The organism is Niallia sp. HCP3S3_B10 (assembly GCF_052064465.1).
Lineage (GTDB): Bacteria > Bacillota > Bacilli > Bacillales > Cytobacillaceae > Niallia > Niallia hominis.
The window spans coordinates 14726-32491 of record NZ_JBQHVO010000060.1 but is presented as its reverse complement, the minus strand read 5'-3'; the positions used below and the strand labels follow the sequence as shown (position 1 = coordinate 32491).

Genomic DNA, 17766 nt, shown 5'->3' with positions numbered 1-17766 from the left:
AAAACACCTCCGAATAATGTCACAATACTTATCTCAAGTATTGCCATTTTGGAGGTGTTTTATATTGTCTCACTATTTTAGGTTAGTCCAGACGAAGGGCAGACTGCTCTTCGTTTTTTTATTGCCCCAAACAATTTTGGAAGGTGAGAAAAATCTTATTCTATGTGAAAAAGAACAACATTTGTGATTAAGGGCAAACGCTTCCAAATCCATTGTTGCTGTTACTGTCCTATGTTATAAATGATGTATCATAGTAAGGGAGGAAGACAATATGAAAAAATTTTCCGTTGTTATTGCAGGGGGAGGAAGCACATTTACTCCAGGGATTGTATTAATGTTACTTGATAATCTTGATAAATTTCCACTTCGAACATTAAAGTTTTATGATAATGATAAAGAGAGACAGGACAAGGTCGCTGGGGCATGTGAAATTATTGTGAAGGAAAGGGCACCAGAAATCGAATTTGTTTCAACAACCAATCCAGAAGAGGCATTTACAGATGTAGACTTTGTTATGGCCCATATTCGAGTCGGTAAATATGCGATGCGTGAATTGGATGAAAAAATTCCATTAAGACACGGGGTTGTAGGTCAAGAAACTTGCGGACCTGGTGGAATGGCATATGGAATGCGTTCTATTGGTGGTGTTTTTGAAATAATCGATTATATGGAAAAATACTCGCCAGATGCATGGATGTTAAATTACTCCAATCCAGCGGCAATCGTTGCAGAGGCATGCAGAAAGCTTCGTCCTAAATCAAAAGTACTTAATATTTGTGATATGCCTGTAAGTATTGAACGAAGAATGGCAGAAACACTAGGATTAGCATCGCGTAAAGAATTAGTTGTTCGTTATTATGGTTTAAATCATTTCGGATGGTGGACAGATATTCGAGATAAAGAAGGAAATGATTTAATGCCAAAAATAAAAGAGCATGTAGCTAAGAATGGATATGTTGTAACTAGTGGTGATAGACAGCATACGGAAGCAACATGGAATGATACTTTTACAAAAGCAAGAGATGTATTTGCTCTTGATCCCAATACATTACCGAACACTTATTTACAATATTATATGTTTCCAGATTATATTGTAGGTCATTCGAATAAAGAATACACACGTGCCAACGAAGTAATGAATGGGAGAGAGAAATTTGTCTTTTCCGAATGTGAAAAGATTGTTGCCAACCAATCAACAGAAGGTAGTGCACTTCATGTAGATATGCATGCTTCTTATATCGTAGACCTAGCACGGGCAATCGCTTATAACACACATGAAAGAATGCTACTAATTGTAGAAAATAAAGGAGCAATTGAAAACTTTGACTCAACAGGAATGGTTGAAATTCCTTGTATTGTAGGATCAAATGGCCCAGAGCCTTTATCGATCGGTAGAATTCCTCAGTTTCAAAAAGGTTTGATGGAACAGCAAGTGTCTGTAGAAAAATTAGTGGTAGAAGCATGGGAAGAGGGTTCTTACCAAAAATTATGGCAAGCATTAACTTTATCAAAGACAGTACCAAGTGCATATGTAGCAAAACAAATATTAGATGATTTAATCGAAGCAAACAAAGAGTACTGGCCAGCTCTAAAAACAGAAACAGAAGAACGAGAGCATGTATTAAACTAATGATATTCAACCCTCTTTATTTGTTGGAAGAGGGTTGTCTCTATTTGGGGTATTCGCATAAAGCATTTTCGATTTCTCCTCCAGTTTGTTTTATATTATGATAATAGTATATTAGGAGGGAAAATATGAAATTAGAAGAATTGATTAATAAAAACTATAACCAATTTCATGAAAATGATTTTCACATTTTGAAATATATTTTAAATAATCGCAGTACATGCTATAGATCCAACATAAATGAACTAGCGAACAAATGTAATGTTTCCCGTTCTTCTGTTCTACGATTAGCACAAAAATTAGGATTCAGCGGATATAGCGAATTTCGGGTCTTTTTAAAATGGGAAGATGAAGAAGAAGAAGTTAGTCAAAGCTATATCGGTACTTTAACAAATGATCTTGAAGCTACATTGAAACATTTGCAGGATAAAAACTTTGATGAAATCTGTGAGGTAATAGATCGATCGGAACGAATTTTTGTTTACGGAACAGGTTCTGCCCAATTAAATGCAGCCCATGAACTCCAACGTGCCTTTATCGTTCAGCACAGATATTTAACGATTATCCATGATGAAACAAAGTTTGAAGTTATCTTGCCTGATCTCAGCCCGACAGATTTAATGATTGTTATTTCTTTGTCTGGAGATACACCAACACTAATACCGAAGATTCAAAAGCTTGTTACGAAAGGAATTCCCTTTATTTCGATTACGAATATGAAAAATAACAATTTGGCACGAATGACTCCTCATAATCTATATGCTACAACTACTTCTGTTCCGACTAACAGTGGAATTGATTATACGTCATTAGCATCCTTTTTTATCGTTGGAGAAGTACTAGCAAGTCAATATTTGGAGTATAAGGAGAGCAAAAGAAAGGAATAGTGAGGTGCTAACATGTTTTTAAAATTTGCGGATAAAGAAACTGTTAATCAAAAAAGGGTATTTTCTATAAAAAATACTGCTATTTTAAATACTGCAAAATATGTTTGCTACACGATACCGATTTTATTTATTGCCTATATTTATCTAGCAGCTATACAGACAAATCAGCCATTTTGGCGATATATTGAACAAAATCCATTTATAACAATATTATTTGTTATAGCGATGATACAGCCATTTGTTAGCTTGGCTATTGAATTGGGCATCAAATCGTTAGCTAAGCCTACCTCTTTTATCTATGGGTCCTTTATTGTATTGGCTGCTGCTGAATTTTTGATGGGCAATATTCTTGCATGTGTGTTAATTGTATGGGGGATATTCCATTTTAGAAAACAAAGTCGAAGCACGAAAAATACACAGGAAATAACAAAAAATAACACGATGTATGTTTTCTTCAGTTTATCGGCTATTCTTTTCTTTTTGTCTTTTATCTGTATTTGGGCGTTCCTGCGAATTAGTGGAATATAAAGTTTAATTAGCTGTATTAGTAAATGGTGTCTTATTCATAGGCACTATTTTTTTCGACTAAGATAGGCAAAATCCACTTTTGTTACCTTTCTTCTATCCTAATACTTTCATCCCAATTCCTTATCTGCATGTTCAGCCAACACTTGAACGAATAATTTGTGTAATGAACTCCTTTTTCCTAATAATTAATTATCCCATTCGCCTATTTTTACATATAGTATAGCAAGAGCAAGTTTAGAAATGTGGAACGTTCATTGAAAATCTAGAATTTCTATGTAAATAATACGCAAATACAATGAATATTTCAGAATGGGGAGGGATGCAGGTTGTACAAATTAGAGGTAATAAAAAGTAGTAAGGTTTTTCGGAAAAATGGAAAAGAATTTTTCGCATTAAAGGATGCGAATTTGCAGATTCCAGAGGGGAAATTTGTCAGTATCATTGGTCCTAGTGGTTGTGGAAAATCAACGTTATTTAATATTATTGCTGGATTAATAAAACCATCTACTGGTCATGTCTTTTTAGACGGAAAAGATATTGTTGGTAAAAGTGGGCATGTCGGCTATATGCTCCAAAAAGATTTGCTCCTGCCGTGGAGAAATATTCTCCATAATGTGATTTTAGGATTAGAAGTAAAAGGTGTTCCGAAAAAAGAGGCAATCCAAAGAGCCTTGCCTTTGTTAGAAAGATACGGATTAGAAGGATTTGAGAAACATTTCCCAGAGGAATTATCTGGAGGGATGAGACAACGAGCAGCTTTGTTAAGGACTTTGCTTTATGATCAAGATGTTATTTTATTGGATGAACCTTTTGGAGCATTGGATGCACAAACGCGATTGCTTATGCAGGAATGGCTTTTACAAATATGGGGAGATTTTAAGAAAACGATTCTCTTTATCACACATGATATTGATGAAGCCATTTTTTTATCTGATGAAATATATATTCTCACACCAAGACCGGGAACGATTAAGGAAAAGGTATCCATTCATTTACCGAGACCACGAACTGAACAAACCCTTCTGGACCCTGCGTTTATTCAATTAAAGGAATATGTTCTACAAGCGCTGAAGTCGAATGAAGAAACAGAATAAGGAAGGAGGGCTATGTATGGAAACAAAAAGAGAATTTTATATCGAGGATGAAGAAGCCATTGCGAAAAGGAGAAAGAATTTTACCCGGATAGGACAATGGAGCTTTGGAATTCTTTTTCTTCTAGCATGGGAACTGCTGTCCAAATGGAAGGTTATTGATTCCTATTATTGGAGCAGTCCAACTACGATATGGAAAACAGGTTATATAGCTTGGACAGAGGGCTCGTTATGGAATGATTTAATATACACATCAGGGGCAACCATCTTTGGTTTTGGATTAGGAACCTTTTTTGGCGCCTTATTAGGGCTTTCCTTCTGGTGGTCCTACTATTATTCTCGTATTTCAGAACCGTATTTAATTGCATTTAATGCCGTCCCGAAGCTAGCTTTGGCACCGGTCCTTGTTATTTTATTTGGAATAGGCTTTGGCTCCAAAGTAGTTCTCGCTTTTATGATGACCATTATTACTACAGCTCTTGCGGCATATAGTGGTGTGAAGGCAGTAGATAAGGATTTGGAAAAATTAATGTATTCTCTCGGTGCCAAGAGATGGCATGTCTTCACAAAAGTTGTCATACCAACTACGATGCCATGGATTGTAAGTAGTTTGAAAATAAATATTGCTTTAGCTTTGGCAGGTACCATCGTTGGCGAATTTATAAGCTCCAGACAAGGCATTGGCAGAATGATTCTATATGCAGGCCAAATTATGAACATTAATCTCGTCTGGGTCGGAGTAGCAGTATTGTCCATCTTATCGATTGTTATGTACTTTGCTACTGTATGGATAGAAAAGCTTCTGTTAAAAGGGAGAAATGTTGAATAAGATATTTTCCTTTTGGAAAGCACATAATGAGAAAAAATGCTCCATATATATGAAATAGAATAGTTAGTTCCATCATCCACATTATACTTCTTATTCATCTTCCTTTTTCAATCCACTAATCATTTTTCCCATTCTATTTATATATAAAAAGGGGGCATTACCTTTGAAAAAGTGCAGGATTTTTTTACTTGCATGTCTTAGTATTGTGTTGATCCTTTCTGGATGTAGTTCACATGAGGGGGCAAATGAAACGAAGGATGGTTTGCGAAAGCTTGTTATCTCTGAGCCCGTTCACTTGATTGGCTATCTTCCACTATATGTTGCGATAGAGGAAGGTTATTTTGAAGAAGAGGGACTGGAGGTAGAAGTTATAACAGCAACAGGAGGTGCTCATGTTACTTCTGTTGTGAGCGGAGATGCTTGGGGAGTAATTGGCGGACCAGATTCCAATCAAATGGCGAATCTGGGAAGCTCTGATCCTATTCAGTCAGTAGTCAATGTTGTCAATCGAGCAAATGTCTATTTGATGGGAAATTCAGATGAACCAGTTGATAGTGAGAATGAGGAAGAGCTGGCAAATTATTTAAAAGGAAAAACGATTGCTGCGGGTCGATATGGAGGAAGCCCCAACCTGTTGACAAGATGGCTGTTAATGGAGTTAGGATTGGATCCTGAAAAAGATGTAACACTAGAAGAACCAGCTGATGCAAGTGCAGTTGTGTCCCTAGTGGAATCTGGGAATGCTGATATTGCAAACGGAGGAGAACCACAAATTACAGAAGGAATGAACAAAGGCGTCTGGAAAGAACCGTTTTATAGCTTCGCTAGTTTAGGAGATTATCCGTATTCAGTTGTCAGTGTCAAAAAATCCACAATAGAAAAAGAGCCAGAAGTAGTGGAGAGCTTTGTCAGAGCAGTATTAAAGGGATTAGAAACAGTGGAGGATAATCCGGAACTATCCATGCAAGTGCTAAAAGCGGAATTCCCTTCCACATCAGTGGAAAGTCTGCAGGCTTCGCTAGATCGAGCTTATGCAGATGAATTATGGAGTAAAGATGGCTATATTTCCGAAGAATCTGTAGCAAAACCAATGGATGTCGTAGAAAAGACGGGTGTATACACAGAAGGCTATTACTACGATGAATTAATCGACATGCAGTTTGTGGATAAATTGTCAGAAGAGTAAAGTAGTCTAGAAGTGTTCTATACTAGTTAGTTGAAAGGATACTCCAATACCTTTAATTAAAGAAAAATAGTGCTTTTTGTTAGAAAGGAAATAAGTTACAATAAAGAGCATAAGCATATATTGACTACTAGGGGTGCCAGGTGATGGCTGAGAGAAAAACCTGTTCGTTTTTTAACCCTAAAGACCTGATCTGGATTATGCCAGCGTAGGGAAGTAGCAGATTAACTCTATTTCTTTTTGACTTTATCAGTCAGGTCTGTTTAGATTTGGCTTTTTTGTTGTTTATCAATGGTCAGTATGTAAATAGACGATATTCATGTATTCATTCCTACGTATCAGTCGGTGCCGTTACTTTTATGCTTAAAATGATTAAGAGGAGGAAATGAATTTGAAAAGAACGAAACTTCTAGTGTTAATGGCTATGTTTACTGCTATTGGCACATATGGTTCCACCCTTCTTTGGTTTCCAGCAGGTATTGCCAAAGCATACCCAGTTCAACATGCGTTAAATGTAATAGCTGGAGTCATACTCGGTCCAATTCCGGCAGTGATCATTGCCTTTGCAACTTCACTGTTAAGAAATTTATTAGGAACTGGATCTTTATTAGCCTTCCCAGGAAGTATGATTGGTGCACTTTTGGCAGGTTATCTATTTCATAAAACCTCGAAGCCGATTTTTGCTGCATTAGGAGAATTTGTTGGAACAGGAATCATTGCTTCTTTAGTTGCAGTGCCTTATGCTTCCGTTTTGTTAGGCACAAAGACAGGGGCATTATTTTACCTGCCATCCTTTGCTGTTAGTAGTTTTGCAGGGGCTATTATCGGTTTAGTGCTAGTCAGTCGTTTGGTAAAAATAAAGTCGTTTCAAATGTTAAACCAAAATTAATAGAATAGATATTAGGACCGGTTAGGAAAGTCATGTGACTTGTGCTAATCGGTTTTTTTGTGAGTAAGTCGACTGCTTTTGTGGATAAAATGTGGATAATATAGTAAATTTGGTGCTTCTGTGGAAAAATAAGTGGTAATGAGAAAGAAATATTCGGTCGGAAAACTGGCATTAGGAATTTATTGTGGAAAAAAACTGTTTGGTGAAGAGCTGAAAGGGTGTAATGTGGATTATTTGTGGAAAAAAGAGTTTTCATAAAGAGGATGAAAGCCATATTTAATAGGTTGGTTGAGAAAAAGGGTGTTCATAAAGAGCAAGCAAGCTTTTACTAGATTCGTATAGAAAAGAAGAGTTTATAAAGAAAAATAACTTTAGCCAAATCCCGGAGTAAAAGTCACCAGAAGTTACTTCATTAGAAAACCATCTTTTAATCCAGGCGGATATTTGTAGTAACAAATACCCACCTATTCTTACTAATTAATAATTCCGTTCAATGACAAAGTGCGCTCTGTCACCTCTATAAATCGTCTTTGAATATTCAATAGCTGTTTCATCCTCTGCATAAGCAAAAGTTTCCAATAAAAAACAAGGGGAGCCAGCTGGTATCTTTAACATCTTAGAAATCGTGTCATCTGCCAAAATCAATTCAAGATGCTCTACTGTTTTGCTTATCTTAATATTGTATTTTGTTTCAAGCATTTTATATAAGGATTTTTCACATGCCGAACTATCTAATCCAGGTACTTTATACCAGGGTAGATAAGAGATTTCATATTGAAGAGGAGCATCGTTTACATAACGCATCCGTTCTAGGCAGTTAACTGGTTCTCCTATGTTTTGGTTAAATTGTTTGGCAAGGAAGTCTGTGGCTTCTATGACTTTAAGCTGTAGTACTTTTATAGATGGATCTTTCCCCTGCATCATAATTTGTTCAGAGAACTGTTCCACTGTACTAGTTAAAGATTGTTTTACTTTATTTTCCGCAACAAAGGTACCTTTCCCTTGCACTCGGTACACATATCCTTCCACCGTTAGCTGTTGCAGTGCAGTGCGGATGGTTGTTCTACTAACTCCAAACGTTTTGCAAAATTCTGCCTCAGTTGGCAATTTAGTATCCGGTTGATATTCGCCACTTTTAATCATGTTGATAATAGACTCTTTTACAATGGAGTGCAGTGCAGCTTCTTTGTTTATTTCTTCCACAATCGTTTCCCTCCGTAATATCTATATGTATAGAATATCTTTTCTAATCTTAATAAGCAAACAATTAATAAATTTGTAATAACAAATAAAAATATATTGAAATATAAACAATTTGTTATTACAATATAGACAAGGGTTTTCCCTATTTCTTTATCTCACTTAAGAAAGCAGACTAGCCGAGGAATTCGCAAGTAAAATAATCAGAAGGGATATCCGTTTTTTTAAAATCAAAAGTCAGAATAATCTATCAATTAAAAGGGGATGAATTATTGAATATTCTATTATGTTGTTCAGCTGGAATGTCTACAAGTTTATTAGTTTCGAAGATGGAACAAAGTGCAAAAAAACAAGGGATAGACTGCAAGATTTGGGCGATAGCAACCTCTGAAGTGAATGACGAGATAGAGAACGCTGATGTCGTTTTGTTAGGCCCTCAAGTACGATTTCTATTGCCTCAAGTAAAAAAAGCAGGCGATCAAAAAGGGATTCCTGTTGCAACCATTAACCCGCAAGACTACGGACTATGCGATGGTGAAAAAGTGTTGGAACAAGCCACTACTTTAATTAAGGGGGAATAAAGAAATGATGGGATTTATTGAGAAATTTATTATGCCATTTGCATTAAAGCTCGGTAATCAAAGACATCTGCTTGCGATTAGGGATACATTAATTGGTATGATTGCTATTACTATTGTAGGTTCCTTTGCAGTACTTTTTAATAATCTTGGGCAAATTATTCCGCCATATGGAAGAATGATGGAAGCAATATTTGGTCCAAACTGGTCAACGCTAGGTGGGGATATATGGTTTGGAACATTTGCTTTTCTTTCTGTGTTTGCAGTGTTTGGTATCTCCTATAAATTAGCTAAATCTTATGGAGATGAGGGCTTTGAAGCAATGCTTATATCCGCAGCCTGTTTTTTCTTATTATTGCCCCAAACAGCAAATGTCACATTACCAATAGATGAAGCTGCGACTGAAACAGTTGCAGGTGGAGTCTGGGGGTTAGTCTCTGTTAATTATTTCAACGCCACTGCTCTATTTACAGCCATTATCGTAGCATTGATTACAACAGAAATTTTCTTACGTTTATCTAAAATTAAAGCATTGGTTATAAAAATGCCAGATGGGGTACCGCCAGCTGTTTCTAAGTCATTCGCAAAATTAGTGCCAGGTATGGGAACTATTTTTTTAGCAGGACTATTTGGGGTAGTTTTCAGAATGGTTACAGATGGAAAGGTACTAAATGATTGGTTAAATACAGTGATTGTATCCCCATTAACAAATGCTGTTGATTCTCTTCCTTTTGCCATATTAAGTGTATTGTTAATACACTTATTCTGGATGTTAGGCTTACACGGGACAAATGTATTAGGTGGAATTACGACGCCTTTGTTTGAAAAAACAGGAGCTGAAAACATCGATTTAGCTCAAGCGGGAGTAAAAGCATTAGGAGAATATCATATCCTTGCAGGTTCATTTCTCGATGCGTTTGTGTTTTTAGGTGGAGCCGGTGCAACCTTAGGATTAATTATTGCCATGATTATTGCAGGAAGAAAACGATATAAGCAGATGATTGGGCTTGGTGGGGCTCCGGGTGTTTTCCAAATTAATGAGCCAATTCTATTTGGTCTACCAATTGTTTTAAATCCAATTTGGTTTATTCCGTTTGTACTTGGACCTGTTATTACAACTATTATCTCGTATCTTGCAGTTGAATACGGAATTGTCCCACCAGTAACTGCAAAAATCCCGTGGGTAACACCACCGATAGTCGGCGGCTACTTAGCGACTGGGGGAAGCTTTCTGGGGGCTGGCTTGGCTGCTTTAAATTTACTTATATCAACGGTTGTTTATTTACCATTTGTTTATGCGCAGGTCAAAATTGATTCAAAAAATAAAACAGAGCTTGCAAAAGATTCCGATTCTGTAAGTGTCTGAAAGAAAGTAGGGAAATAAGGTGAATACGGAAGAATTATACCAACTCTCCTTTCAGCTGATTTTACATAGCGGAAATGCGAGAAGCTTTGCGATGGAAGCCATACAGGATGCGAAAAAAAAGGATTTTCATGCTGCCAAAAAGAAGTTAACAGAGTCAGATACGGAACTATCAGAGGCTCATAAAATCCAGACAAAATTACTCCATCTGGAGGCTGGTGGGGACCAATTTATGATTCCGATTATCCTTATCCATGCACAAGATCACCTAATGACAGCAATGACATTGAAAGACCTTGCTCTTGAGATTATTGAATTGCGAGAAGAAGTTTTGCAACAGACAACGAGAAAGGGGATGGCAGAATGAGCCAAGGCTTAAAAATAGTTACTATAGGTGGAGGCTCAAGCTATACGCCTGAACTAATCGAGGGCTTTATTAAGTACCATGAAGAATTACCTGTAAAAGAAATATGGCTTGTTGATATTGAAGAAGGTAAAGAAAAGTTGGAAATTGTCGGCGAATTAGCGCGTAGAATGGTAGCAAAGGCGGGTGTTTCGATTGATATTTTTCTCACATTAGATCGGAGAAAGGCGCTTAGCGGGGCTGATTTTGTTACAACCCAATTGCGGGTGGGGCAGCTTGCAGCAAGAGCGCTTGATGAGAAAATTCCGTTGAAGCATGGCGTCATTGGTCAAGAAACAAACGGACCTGGCGGATTATTTAAAGCGTTTCGGACTATTCCAGTTATGTTGGAAATAGCGAAAGAGATGGAAGAACTCTGTCCCGATGCTTGGTTAATTAACTTTACAAACCCTGCTGGAATGGTAACAGAAGCAGTTTTGCGCTACAGTGGGATTTCAAAAGTTGTTGGTTTATGCAATGTACCGATTGGAATGGAACGAGGGGTTGCGGATTTATTGAATGTCGATCCTGCAAGAGTAAGAATAGATTTCGCAGGTCTGAATCATATGGTTTACGGAATTGATGTGTTTGTTGACGGCAAAAGTGTGAAGAGTGAGATAATCGAATTAATAACAGACCCTGACAAAGCAATTACGATGAAAAATATTCATGCGATGGGCTGGGAGCCTTCATTTTTAAGAGGATTAAATTTATTCCCTTGTCCATATCACAATTATTATTACAAAACAGGAGATGTACTTGCACAGGAGTTAAAGGATGCGGAAAAAGGGGAAACTCGTGCGGAAGTGGTGCAAAAATTAGAAGCGGGATTATTTGAATTATATAAAGACCCAGAACTTGCTATAAAACCTCCCCAGTTAGAAAAACGTGGAGGCGCATACTATAGCGATGCTGCTGTTCGTCTAATTCGTTCTATGTATATGGATAAATGTGATATCCAAGCAGTCAATACAGTGAACCATGGTGCAATTACGGGAATTCCATATGAATCAGCAGTGGAAGTCAGTTGTATTATTACGAAAGACGGACCGAAGCCGATCACGGTTGGAGAGCTTCCAATAGCGGTTCAAGGATTAGTTATGCAAATCAAATCCTTTGAAAGAGTAGCTATTGAAGCAGCTATTTCTGGCGATTATGAGAAAGCGCTGCTTGCCATGACCATTAATCCACTCGTGCCAAGTGACCGAGTTGCTAAGCTAATTCTTGATGAAATGCTAGAAGCACATAGAGCGTATTTACCACAGTTTTTCCGGAAAAAAGTGTTTGTATAAAAAAAGCTGAGCTGTGTATATAAATTGATGGCTCCATAGGCTTTAAAAGGAGACGAATCCATGACAAAAGTGATTATTAATGCAGATGATTTCGGTCTTAGTCGAGGAGTTAACTATGGAATCATTGATGCCCATCTCAAGGGACTTGTTACGTCTGCAACGATGATGATGAATGCAAAGGCAACAAAGCATGCCATTTCCTTAGCTAAAGATACACCATCTTTAAAGGTAGGTGTCCATCTTGTGTTAACATGGGGAAGGCCGCTTTTAGAGGATGTTCCAAGCCTTATAGATGAAGCGGGGAATTTTAAAAAGCAAATCTTTGTTTACAAAAATCCGGTTTCAATAAGCTTGGATGATCTAGAAAGAGAATGGACAGCGCAAATTGAAAAATGCTTTGATGCCGATCTTACTCCATCACATTTAGATAGTCATCATCATGTGCATGGAATAAAAGAATTTTATCCAGTAATAAAAAAGCTTTCAGAAAAATACGGGTTACCTGTAAGAAATGCAGGCACTCATTTTACGGATATTCAAACATTAACAGATGTCTTTTTAGATGATTTTTATGGTGATGGAGTTACGGATAGCTATTTTGAAAATTTACATGAGCAAGTAGAAGGTGGAAAAAGCATCGAAATAATGACCCATCCTGCTTATTTGGATGAAACATTAATGAAGGAATCTTCTTACAATATGCAAAGGCTCAAGGAAACAAGGATTTTAATGGATGCAAAGTCTATAAAACAGAAAATATAGCAATAACAAGGACCTTTTGAAGGAGGAGCACTCTTTTGAAAGGTCTTTTTTGGTTTGTAATTTGATAAGAACGCCCTATTTAATGACAACAAGCCAATCTTTTAAAGGAGCTAATAGAAGATCATTAATGGAAAATAACCGATCCTTCGACTACACAACTTTGTTAGCTTTTATAAAAGTGGCAGAGGGAGCGAAGGTAAAATTAGTTTATGTATTTTTCTAAAGATTCTTATTGTTGAATGCCCTCCAAACAAGATAAAATATAGATAACGTTATGAACGATTTCAGATTGTTTATTTGGAAAGGGGTAGATGAATGACAAGTGAGCCGCGAAATCCGTTTAGAAGGGATATGTATGATTCCCTCGAAAGCTTTGTAGATCATGTTAGTGAGCTATTAGGATGTCCTATCACGTTGGAGGATCCCCATCATCGTGTGTTAGTATACAGCAGTCATGACGAAGAAACGGATATGGTCAGAATTTCTACCATTATTAGTCGCAGAGTTCCAGAGAAAGTAATCAATCGCTTTTGGAAGGATGGAGTGATTCCACAGCTTCTTCAAAGTAAAAAGCCAATTCGGATTAAGGGGAAAGAGGATATTGGTCTTGGAAACCGGGTTGCTGTTTCCATTTGGAGAGGGGATGAGGTAATCGGATATATTTGGGCCATCGAAATGGGAACCCCCTTAACGGAGGAAAAGATGGGGTTTTTAGAGAACGCGGCATCGGTAGCACGGCATCTTTTGTCCCGTTTTACAACAAGCAAAACCCCTACTTTACAGGATAATCAAGAATTCTTTTGGAGGATGTTAACGGGATATGTGAAAGAGACGGACGTTAACGAAAAATTAAAGGAAATGGGGGTGCCTTCCTTAGCTTGTTTTACGGTGATGATTTTCCCGTTTTCTAAAATGATTACAAAGGAAATAGAAAAGCATATACTTTATCTACTGAAAGTATCCCAGGATGTGAAAATTTCCTTCTCAACTATTGAAGATAATGAATTAGTTATTTTGGCAACACCTCTTGAGGATAACGGGAATTCAATTGCTTGTTTTACAAAATTCATCTGTAGTTTTCAGCAAAACTTAGAAGACAGATTTTCTATTAAAGAAGTGAAGGGTACCTTTGGGGGAGTTTACAAACAGTATCGAGATGTACCAAAAAGTTTCAGAGAGGCGAGAACTGTTTTAGAGGTGCGAGAGAAATTTCCTCAGGAGGCAGGTGAGTTTTACCATTATCAAGAACTAGGTATCTATCAGTTTTTAGATATCCTTTTAGAAAAGAGAAGGCAGGATGGATCGGAAAATATCGCTATTCGAAATCTAAAAGAATATGATAAAGCGCATAATACAGAATTATTAGCAACACTAGAAGCATATTTAGATGAAAGTGAAAATATACAAAAGACTGCCGCTCGTCTGCATATTCATCCCAATACGCTTGCATATCGTTTAAAGCGGATGGTAGAAATTATGGAAGTTGATTTATCAATGCCTAATCAAAAGTTTATGATCTATTTAGATTTAAAATTAATGCATTGGCAGAAAGAATAGCGATTGGGCACGACAACCAGTCCTCTTTTCTCTTTGTGTTTTTTCACAAAGGAGTAGTTTTTGATTCATTAATTTTAACAAAGATAATTTTCAGAATTCGTCCTATTATATTAATAAGATATCTAACAAAATATGTTAGATTTTATAACAAGGAGGAATTCTGATGATTATTGGTATCCCAAAGGAAATTAAAAACAATGAAAATAGGGTCGCAATTACTCCTTCCGGTGTGTCTTATTTAAAAAATGGTGGCCACGAAATTTTAGTAGAACAAAATGCAGGATTCGGAAGTGGCTTTACAAATGAAGAATATGCTGCAGCAGGTGCGAAAATAATCGATTCAGCAGCTCAAGTATGGAATACAGCAGAAATGATTATAAAAGTAAAGGAACCATTAGCATCCGAGTACCAGTATTTCCGTAAAGGACTTATTTTGTTTACGTACTTACATTTAGCAGCAGAACCGGAATTAGCTAAAGCTTTAACGGATAACGGTGTAATTGGAATAGCTTATGAAACGATAGAAGCAAATGGTAAATTACCATTATTAACACCGATGAGTGAGGTTGCTGGAAGAATGGCTGTCCAAATTGGTGCTCAGTTCTTAGAAAAGCCGCATGGAGGAAAAGGAATCTTATTAGCGGGCGTTCCTGGTGTGAAAAAGGGAAATGTAACAATCATTGGTGGCGGTATTGTTGGGATGAACGCTGCAAAGATAGCGATTGGATTAGGAGCAAATGTAACGTTATTAGACTTAAATCCTGAAAGATTAAGAGAATTAGATAATCAATTTGGTGCAAGCTTAAGCACTGTAATTTCTAACCCTGCGAATATTGAAGACGCAGTTGTGAATGCAGACTTAGTAATTGGTGCTGTATTAATTCCAGGTGCAAAAGCACCGAAACTAGTAACGGAAGAAATGGTCAAGAAAATGATGCCAGGTTCTGTTATTGTGGATGTGGCAATTGACCAAGGAGGAATTTTCGAAACAGTAGATCATATTACAACACATGATAATCCTACCTATGTGAAGCATGGAGTTGTGCATTATGCTGTTGCTAATATGCCTGGTGCGGTTCCAAGAACATCTACAATTGCTTTGACGAACGTAACAATGCCATACGCACTTCAAATTGCAAATCTGGGAGCAGTAGCAGCAATTGAGGGTAATTATGCTATTAAACAAGGTGTAAATACATTTGCCGGAAAAATCACCTATGCTCCTGTAGCAACAGATCTTGGCTATGACTATACACCTGTCCAAGAAGTTATTAATAATTTATCAACAGCAACTGTCTGAACAAAATAAATGGAAGCTTATCCACAACCGTTCTCCTTTAAAAAACAAGGGAGAGCGGTTTTTTTAGATGGTTTCAGGAAAATTACAATGAGAGTGGGAGAAAGGCAATACTTTTTGCGGGTAAATATTTTCCAAAAAAGTTCAATTAATTGAAACTTTTTCTAGTAAAAATCGTATTAGTAAAAGAAATGTGTAGTAATACATCTTATGGGGAGCGAAAGAGGTTTATAGTGATGATATAGAAGGGAGAAAAAGATGAGCTTAAATGCATTGGAAGTCAAAAATCTTACAAAAAGAATCAAAGGTAGGAATATTGTTGATGATGTGAGTTTTTCTGTTGAAAAAGGAGAAATATTTGGGCTGTTAGGACCTAATGGAGCAGGGAAGACAACCATTATCCGAATGATTGTTAGTCTGATTAATAGAACAAATGGTAGTGTTGTTATTGATAATTATAATCTTGATAATAACTTTTCAGAAGCAATGAGCAGCTTAGGGGCAATTGTAGAGAACCCAGAGTTCTATAAATATATGAGTGGATATAAGAATCTAAAGCATTATGCCAGGATGGCGAAGGAATCAATAACCGAAGATCGCTTCAATGAAGTTATTAAATTAGTAGGATTAGAAAATGCCATCCATCAAAAAGTAAAAACCTATTCGCTGGGCATGAGACAGCGTCTTGGAGTAGCACAGGCATTATTACATAAACCAGCTCTTCTGATTTTAGATGAACCAACAAATGGGTTAGACCCACAAGGGATTCGGGAGTTTCGAGATTATTTGCATTTATTAGCAAGGGAAGGAATTTCTGTTTTAGTGTCTTCCCACCTTTTATCGGAAATGCAGTTAATGTGTCATCGGTTTGCAATTATTGAAAAAGGAAAGTTAATTCATATTTCAAATATGGACGAAACAGTTTCGGAGGAAGAAGTAAGTGTAAGAGAAGTAACGTTTGAAATAGAGGAACTAGAAAAAGCTGTTGATTTGCTTGCAAGTAGTGGAATGAAAGTAGATGTTATGTCTCGAAAAGATAGTGCGTTGGTCGTGAAGGTGGCTAAAGAAGTGATTCCGCTAGTAAATAAGCTGTTTGTTGAAAATCAAATTGCTGTATACGGAATTTATGTAGTAAAAGCAACGTTGGAAGACCGTTTCTTAGAAATTACCAATCAGAAGCGAGAGGAGGAAATAAAATGATTGGGTTAGTACAAAATGAATTAATCAAGATTTGGGAAAAGAAAAACAGTTGGATATTCCCTATTATACTAATAATTGCCCTTATTGGTGGAAGTGTTCTAGAGATGAAAATGACTCCGCAATATAAAGGGGATGACTGGCGTGCAGCAGTCCAGTCAGAAATAACAAAGCTTGAAAAGAAATTGCCTACAGCGAAGACGGAAGAAGAATTAATGAACAGTGAAGGAATTTTTGATTGGGAAGATACAAAAGAATCAATTGAAATGAACATTCAAGATTATAAAACTAATTTAGAGAATGATGTTAGTCCCTATACAACCGCTTGGTCAAATATGAACGGAATGGTTATTGGAATGAAATCTTTAATTACCTTATTTGTGGTAATTATTTGCGCTGGAAGTGTATCCTCTGAATTCTCTGATGGAACAATTAAGCAATTACTTATTAGACCACATAAACGCTGGAGAATTCTCTTGTCCAAATATATTGCTGTATTAATTTATACCGCCAGTTTAATTGTCTTTTTAATGATTGTCGGGTACTTGATAAGCATAGCATTCTTTGGCATAGGAAGCTTTGGGGATAATGTGCGTGTTATGGGGCAGAGTGGTGAAATCATCGCAAATGGTGGAACGCTATTTTTGAAAATGATTCTTTATTACTTGCCTGGATTAATGCTTGTATTAAGCTTGTCCTTTATGCTATCCACATTATTTAAGAATCAGGCGATAGCTGTTGGGGTCGGGGTGTTTGTGTTGTTTGTTTCCTCAACAATTGGTCAGATTATTCAAATGTTAGCGACAGAATACGCTTGGTTAAAAGTATTGCCATTCCCACATTTGGATCAAACCATTTTCCTATTCCAGGACAAAATAATCGAGACAATAACGATGCCAGCCTCTTTAGGTATCCTATTTATCTATTATGCTCTATTTATGATAATCACCTTTTGGTTTTTCCAAAAGAAAGATGTTAGTATTTAATTAATAATGGTCATCTATTCCAATCCTGCATTTACGGGAATTAGGATAGATGGCCTTTTTTTGTTAGAGTATTAAAAAAATTCAAACGTTCACTTGC

Annotated in this window: 17 protein-coding genes and 1 riboswitch; of the genes, 16 read left to right on the top strand and 1 reads right to left on the bottom strand. The window is 36.8% G+C overall.

Translation table 11 applies throughout. The annotated features are described in order from the left end of the window. The first annotated feature begins 271 nt into the window (after positions 1–271). The 7 genes from ACTNDN_RS20020 (at position 272) to thiW (ending at position 7034) form a co-directional block, all read left to right on the top strand. On the top strand, positions 272–1630 hold the full coding sequence (locus ACTNDN_RS20020) for a 6-phospho-alpha-glucosidase (RefSeq protein ID WP_441131942.1): 1359 nt from the start codon (positions 272–274) through the stop codon (positions 1628–1630). A 125-nt stretch (positions 1631–1755) separates the two neighbouring features. After that, positions 1756–2514: a MurR/RpiR family transcriptional regulator gene (locus ACTNDN_RS20015; protein WP_441131940.1), complete on the top strand. Its 759-nt coding sequence runs from the start codon at positions 1756–1758 to the stop codon at positions 2512–2514. 12 nt (positions 2515–2526) lie between these two features. Beyond that, entirely contained in the window at positions 2527–3042 is a 516-nt protein-coding gene (locus ACTNDN_RS20010; protein WP_441131939.1) for a hypothetical protein, read from the top strand. 326 nt (positions 3043–3368) lie between these two features. Further along, positions 3369–4136, top strand: a complete 768-nt coding sequence (locus ACTNDN_RS20005) for an ABC transporter ATP-binding protein (RefSeq protein ID WP_349205098.1) — start codon at positions 3369–3371, stop codon at positions 4134–4136. A 16-nt stretch (positions 4137–4152) separates the two neighbouring features. Further along, entirely contained in the window at positions 4153–4962 is an 810-nt protein-coding gene (locus tag ACTNDN_RS20000; RefSeq protein WP_031537682.1) for an ABC transporter permease, read from the top strand. A 163-nt stretch (positions 4963–5125) separates the two neighbouring features. Further along, positions 5126–6148 (top strand): ABC transporter substrate-binding protein, encoded by a 1023-nt coding sequence (locus ACTNDN_RS19995; protein WP_441131937.1) that lies wholly within the window; start codon positions 5126–5128, stop codon positions 6146–6148. A gap of 119 nt (positions 6149–6267) precedes the next feature. Next, a riboswitch (TPP riboswitch) is annotated at positions 6268–6377 on the top strand. A 159-nt stretch (positions 6378–6536) separates the two neighbouring features. Then, positions 6537–7034 (top strand): energy coupling factor transporter S component ThiW, encoded by a 498-nt coding sequence (gene thiW, locus ACTNDN_RS19990; RefSeq protein WP_048717435.1) that lies wholly within the window; start codon positions 6537–6539, stop codon positions 7032–7034. Between the two features lie 477 nt (positions 7035–7511). Here thiW and ACTNDN_RS19985 read toward each other — a convergent pair whose 3' ends face one another. Next, entirely contained in the window at positions 7512–8237 is a 726-nt protein-coding gene (locus ACTNDN_RS19985; protein ID WP_048717433.1) for a GntR family transcriptional regulator, read from the bottom strand. 269 nt (positions 8238–8506) lie between these two features. On the opposite strand from ACTNDN_RS19985, the gene ACTNDN_RS19980 reads away from it, so the two are divergent. From ACTNDN_RS19980 to ACTNDN_RS19940, 9 genes are all read left to right on the top strand, one after another. Beyond that, complete coding sequence (locus ACTNDN_RS19980) at positions 8507–8815, top strand: PTS sugar transporter subunit IIB (RefSeq protein ID WP_048717431.1); 309 nt, start codon at positions 8507–8509, stop codon at positions 8813–8815. A 4-nt stretch (positions 8816–8819) separates the two neighbouring features. Beyond that, positions 8820–10178, top strand: coding sequence for a PTS sugar transporter subunit IIC (locus ACTNDN_RS19975; protein WP_048717429.1), 1359 nt, complete (start codon positions 8820–8822; stop codon positions 10176–10178). Positions 10179–10197: 19 nt separating this feature from the next. Beyond that, positions 10198–10542 carry a PTS lactose/cellobiose transporter subunit IIA gene (locus ACTNDN_RS19970; protein ID WP_048717427.1) on the top strand — a complete coding sequence of 115 codons (345 nt, stop codon included), beginning with the start codon at positions 10198–10200 and terminating at the stop codon, positions 10540–10542. Further along, on the top strand, positions 10539–11870 hold the full coding sequence (locus ACTNDN_RS19965; protein ID WP_048717424.1) for a 6-phospho-beta-glucosidase: 1332 nt from the start codon (positions 10539–10541) through the stop codon (positions 11868–11870). Before ACTNDN_RS19970 ends, ACTNDN_RS19965 begins: the two co-directional genes overlap by 4 nt. Before the next feature lie 60 nt (positions 11871–11930). After that, on the top strand, positions 11931–12632 hold the full coding sequence (chbG, locus tag ACTNDN_RS19960) for a chitin disaccharide deacetylase (protein WP_031537685.1): 702 nt from the start codon (positions 11931–11933) through the stop codon (positions 12630–12632). A 315-nt stretch (positions 12633–12947) separates the two neighbouring features. Continuing rightward, entirely contained in the window at positions 12948–14189 is a 1242-nt protein-coding gene (locus ACTNDN_RS19955) for a helix-turn-helix domain-containing protein (protein ID WP_031537688.1), read from the top strand. Positions 14190–14352: 163 nt separating this feature from the next. Beyond that, positions 14353–15489, top strand: a complete 1137-nt coding sequence (ald, locus tag ACTNDN_RS19950) for an alanine dehydrogenase (protein WP_031537689.1) — start codon at positions 14353–14355, stop codon at positions 15487–15489. 255 nt (positions 15490–15744) lie between these two features. Continuing rightward, positions 15745–16686, top strand: a complete 942-nt coding sequence (locus ACTNDN_RS19945; protein WP_251629018.1) for an ABC transporter ATP-binding protein — start codon at positions 15745–15747, stop codon at positions 16684–16686. Further along, on the top strand, positions 16683–17669 hold the full coding sequence (locus ACTNDN_RS19940) for an ABC transporter permease (protein WP_441131933.1): 987 nt from the start codon (positions 16683–16685) through the stop codon (positions 17667–17669). The genes ACTNDN_RS19945 and ACTNDN_RS19940 overlap by 4 nt, the downstream gene beginning before the upstream one ends. Positions 17670–17766: the final 97 nt, after the last annotated feature.

Excerpts from the sequence above, each read along its gene's own strand:
- ACTNDN_RS20020 (WP_441131942.1), top strand. The coding sequence starts at position 272 with ATGAAAAAATTTTCCGTTGTTATTGCAGGGGGAGGAAGCACATTTACT.
- ACTNDN_RS20015 (WP_441131940.1), top strand. The coding sequence starts at position 1,756 with ATGAAATTAGAAGAATTGATTAATAAAAACTATAACCAATTTCATGAA.
- ACTNDN_RS20010 (WP_441131939.1), top strand. The coding sequence starts at position 2,527 with ATGTTTTTAAAATTTGCGGATAAAGAAACTGTTAATCAAAAAAGGGTA.
- ACTNDN_RS20000 (WP_031537682.1), top strand. The coding sequence starts at position 4,153 with ATGGAAACAAAAAGAGAATTTTATATCGAGGATGAAGAAGCCATTGCG.
- ACTNDN_RS19975 (WP_048717429.1), top strand. The coding sequence starts at position 8,820 with ATGATGGGATTTATTGAGAAATTTATTATGCCATTTGCATTAAAGCTC.
- ACTNDN_RS19965 (WP_048717424.1), top strand. The coding sequence starts at position 10,539 with ATGAGCCAAGGCTTAAAAATAGTTACTATAGGTGGAGGCTCAAGCTAT.
- chbG (WP_031537685.1), top strand. The coding sequence starts at position 11,931 with ATGACAAAAGTGATTATTAATGCAGATGATTTCGGTCTTAGTCGAGGA.
- ACTNDN_RS19955 (WP_031537688.1), top strand. The coding sequence starts at position 12,948 with ATGACAAGTGAGCCGCGAAATCCGTTTAGAAGGGATATGTATGATTCC.
- ald (WP_031537689.1), top strand. The coding sequence starts at position 14,353 with ATGATTATTGGTATCCCAAAGGAAATTAAAAACAATGAAAATAGGGTC.
- ACTNDN_RS19945 (WP_251629018.1), top strand. The coding sequence starts at position 15,745 with ATGAGCTTAAATGCATTGGAAGTCAAAAATCTTACAAAAAGAATCAAA.
- ACTNDN_RS19940 (WP_441131933.1), top strand. The coding sequence starts at position 16,683 with ATGATTGGGTTAGTACAAAATGAATTAATCAAGATTTGGGAAAAGAAA.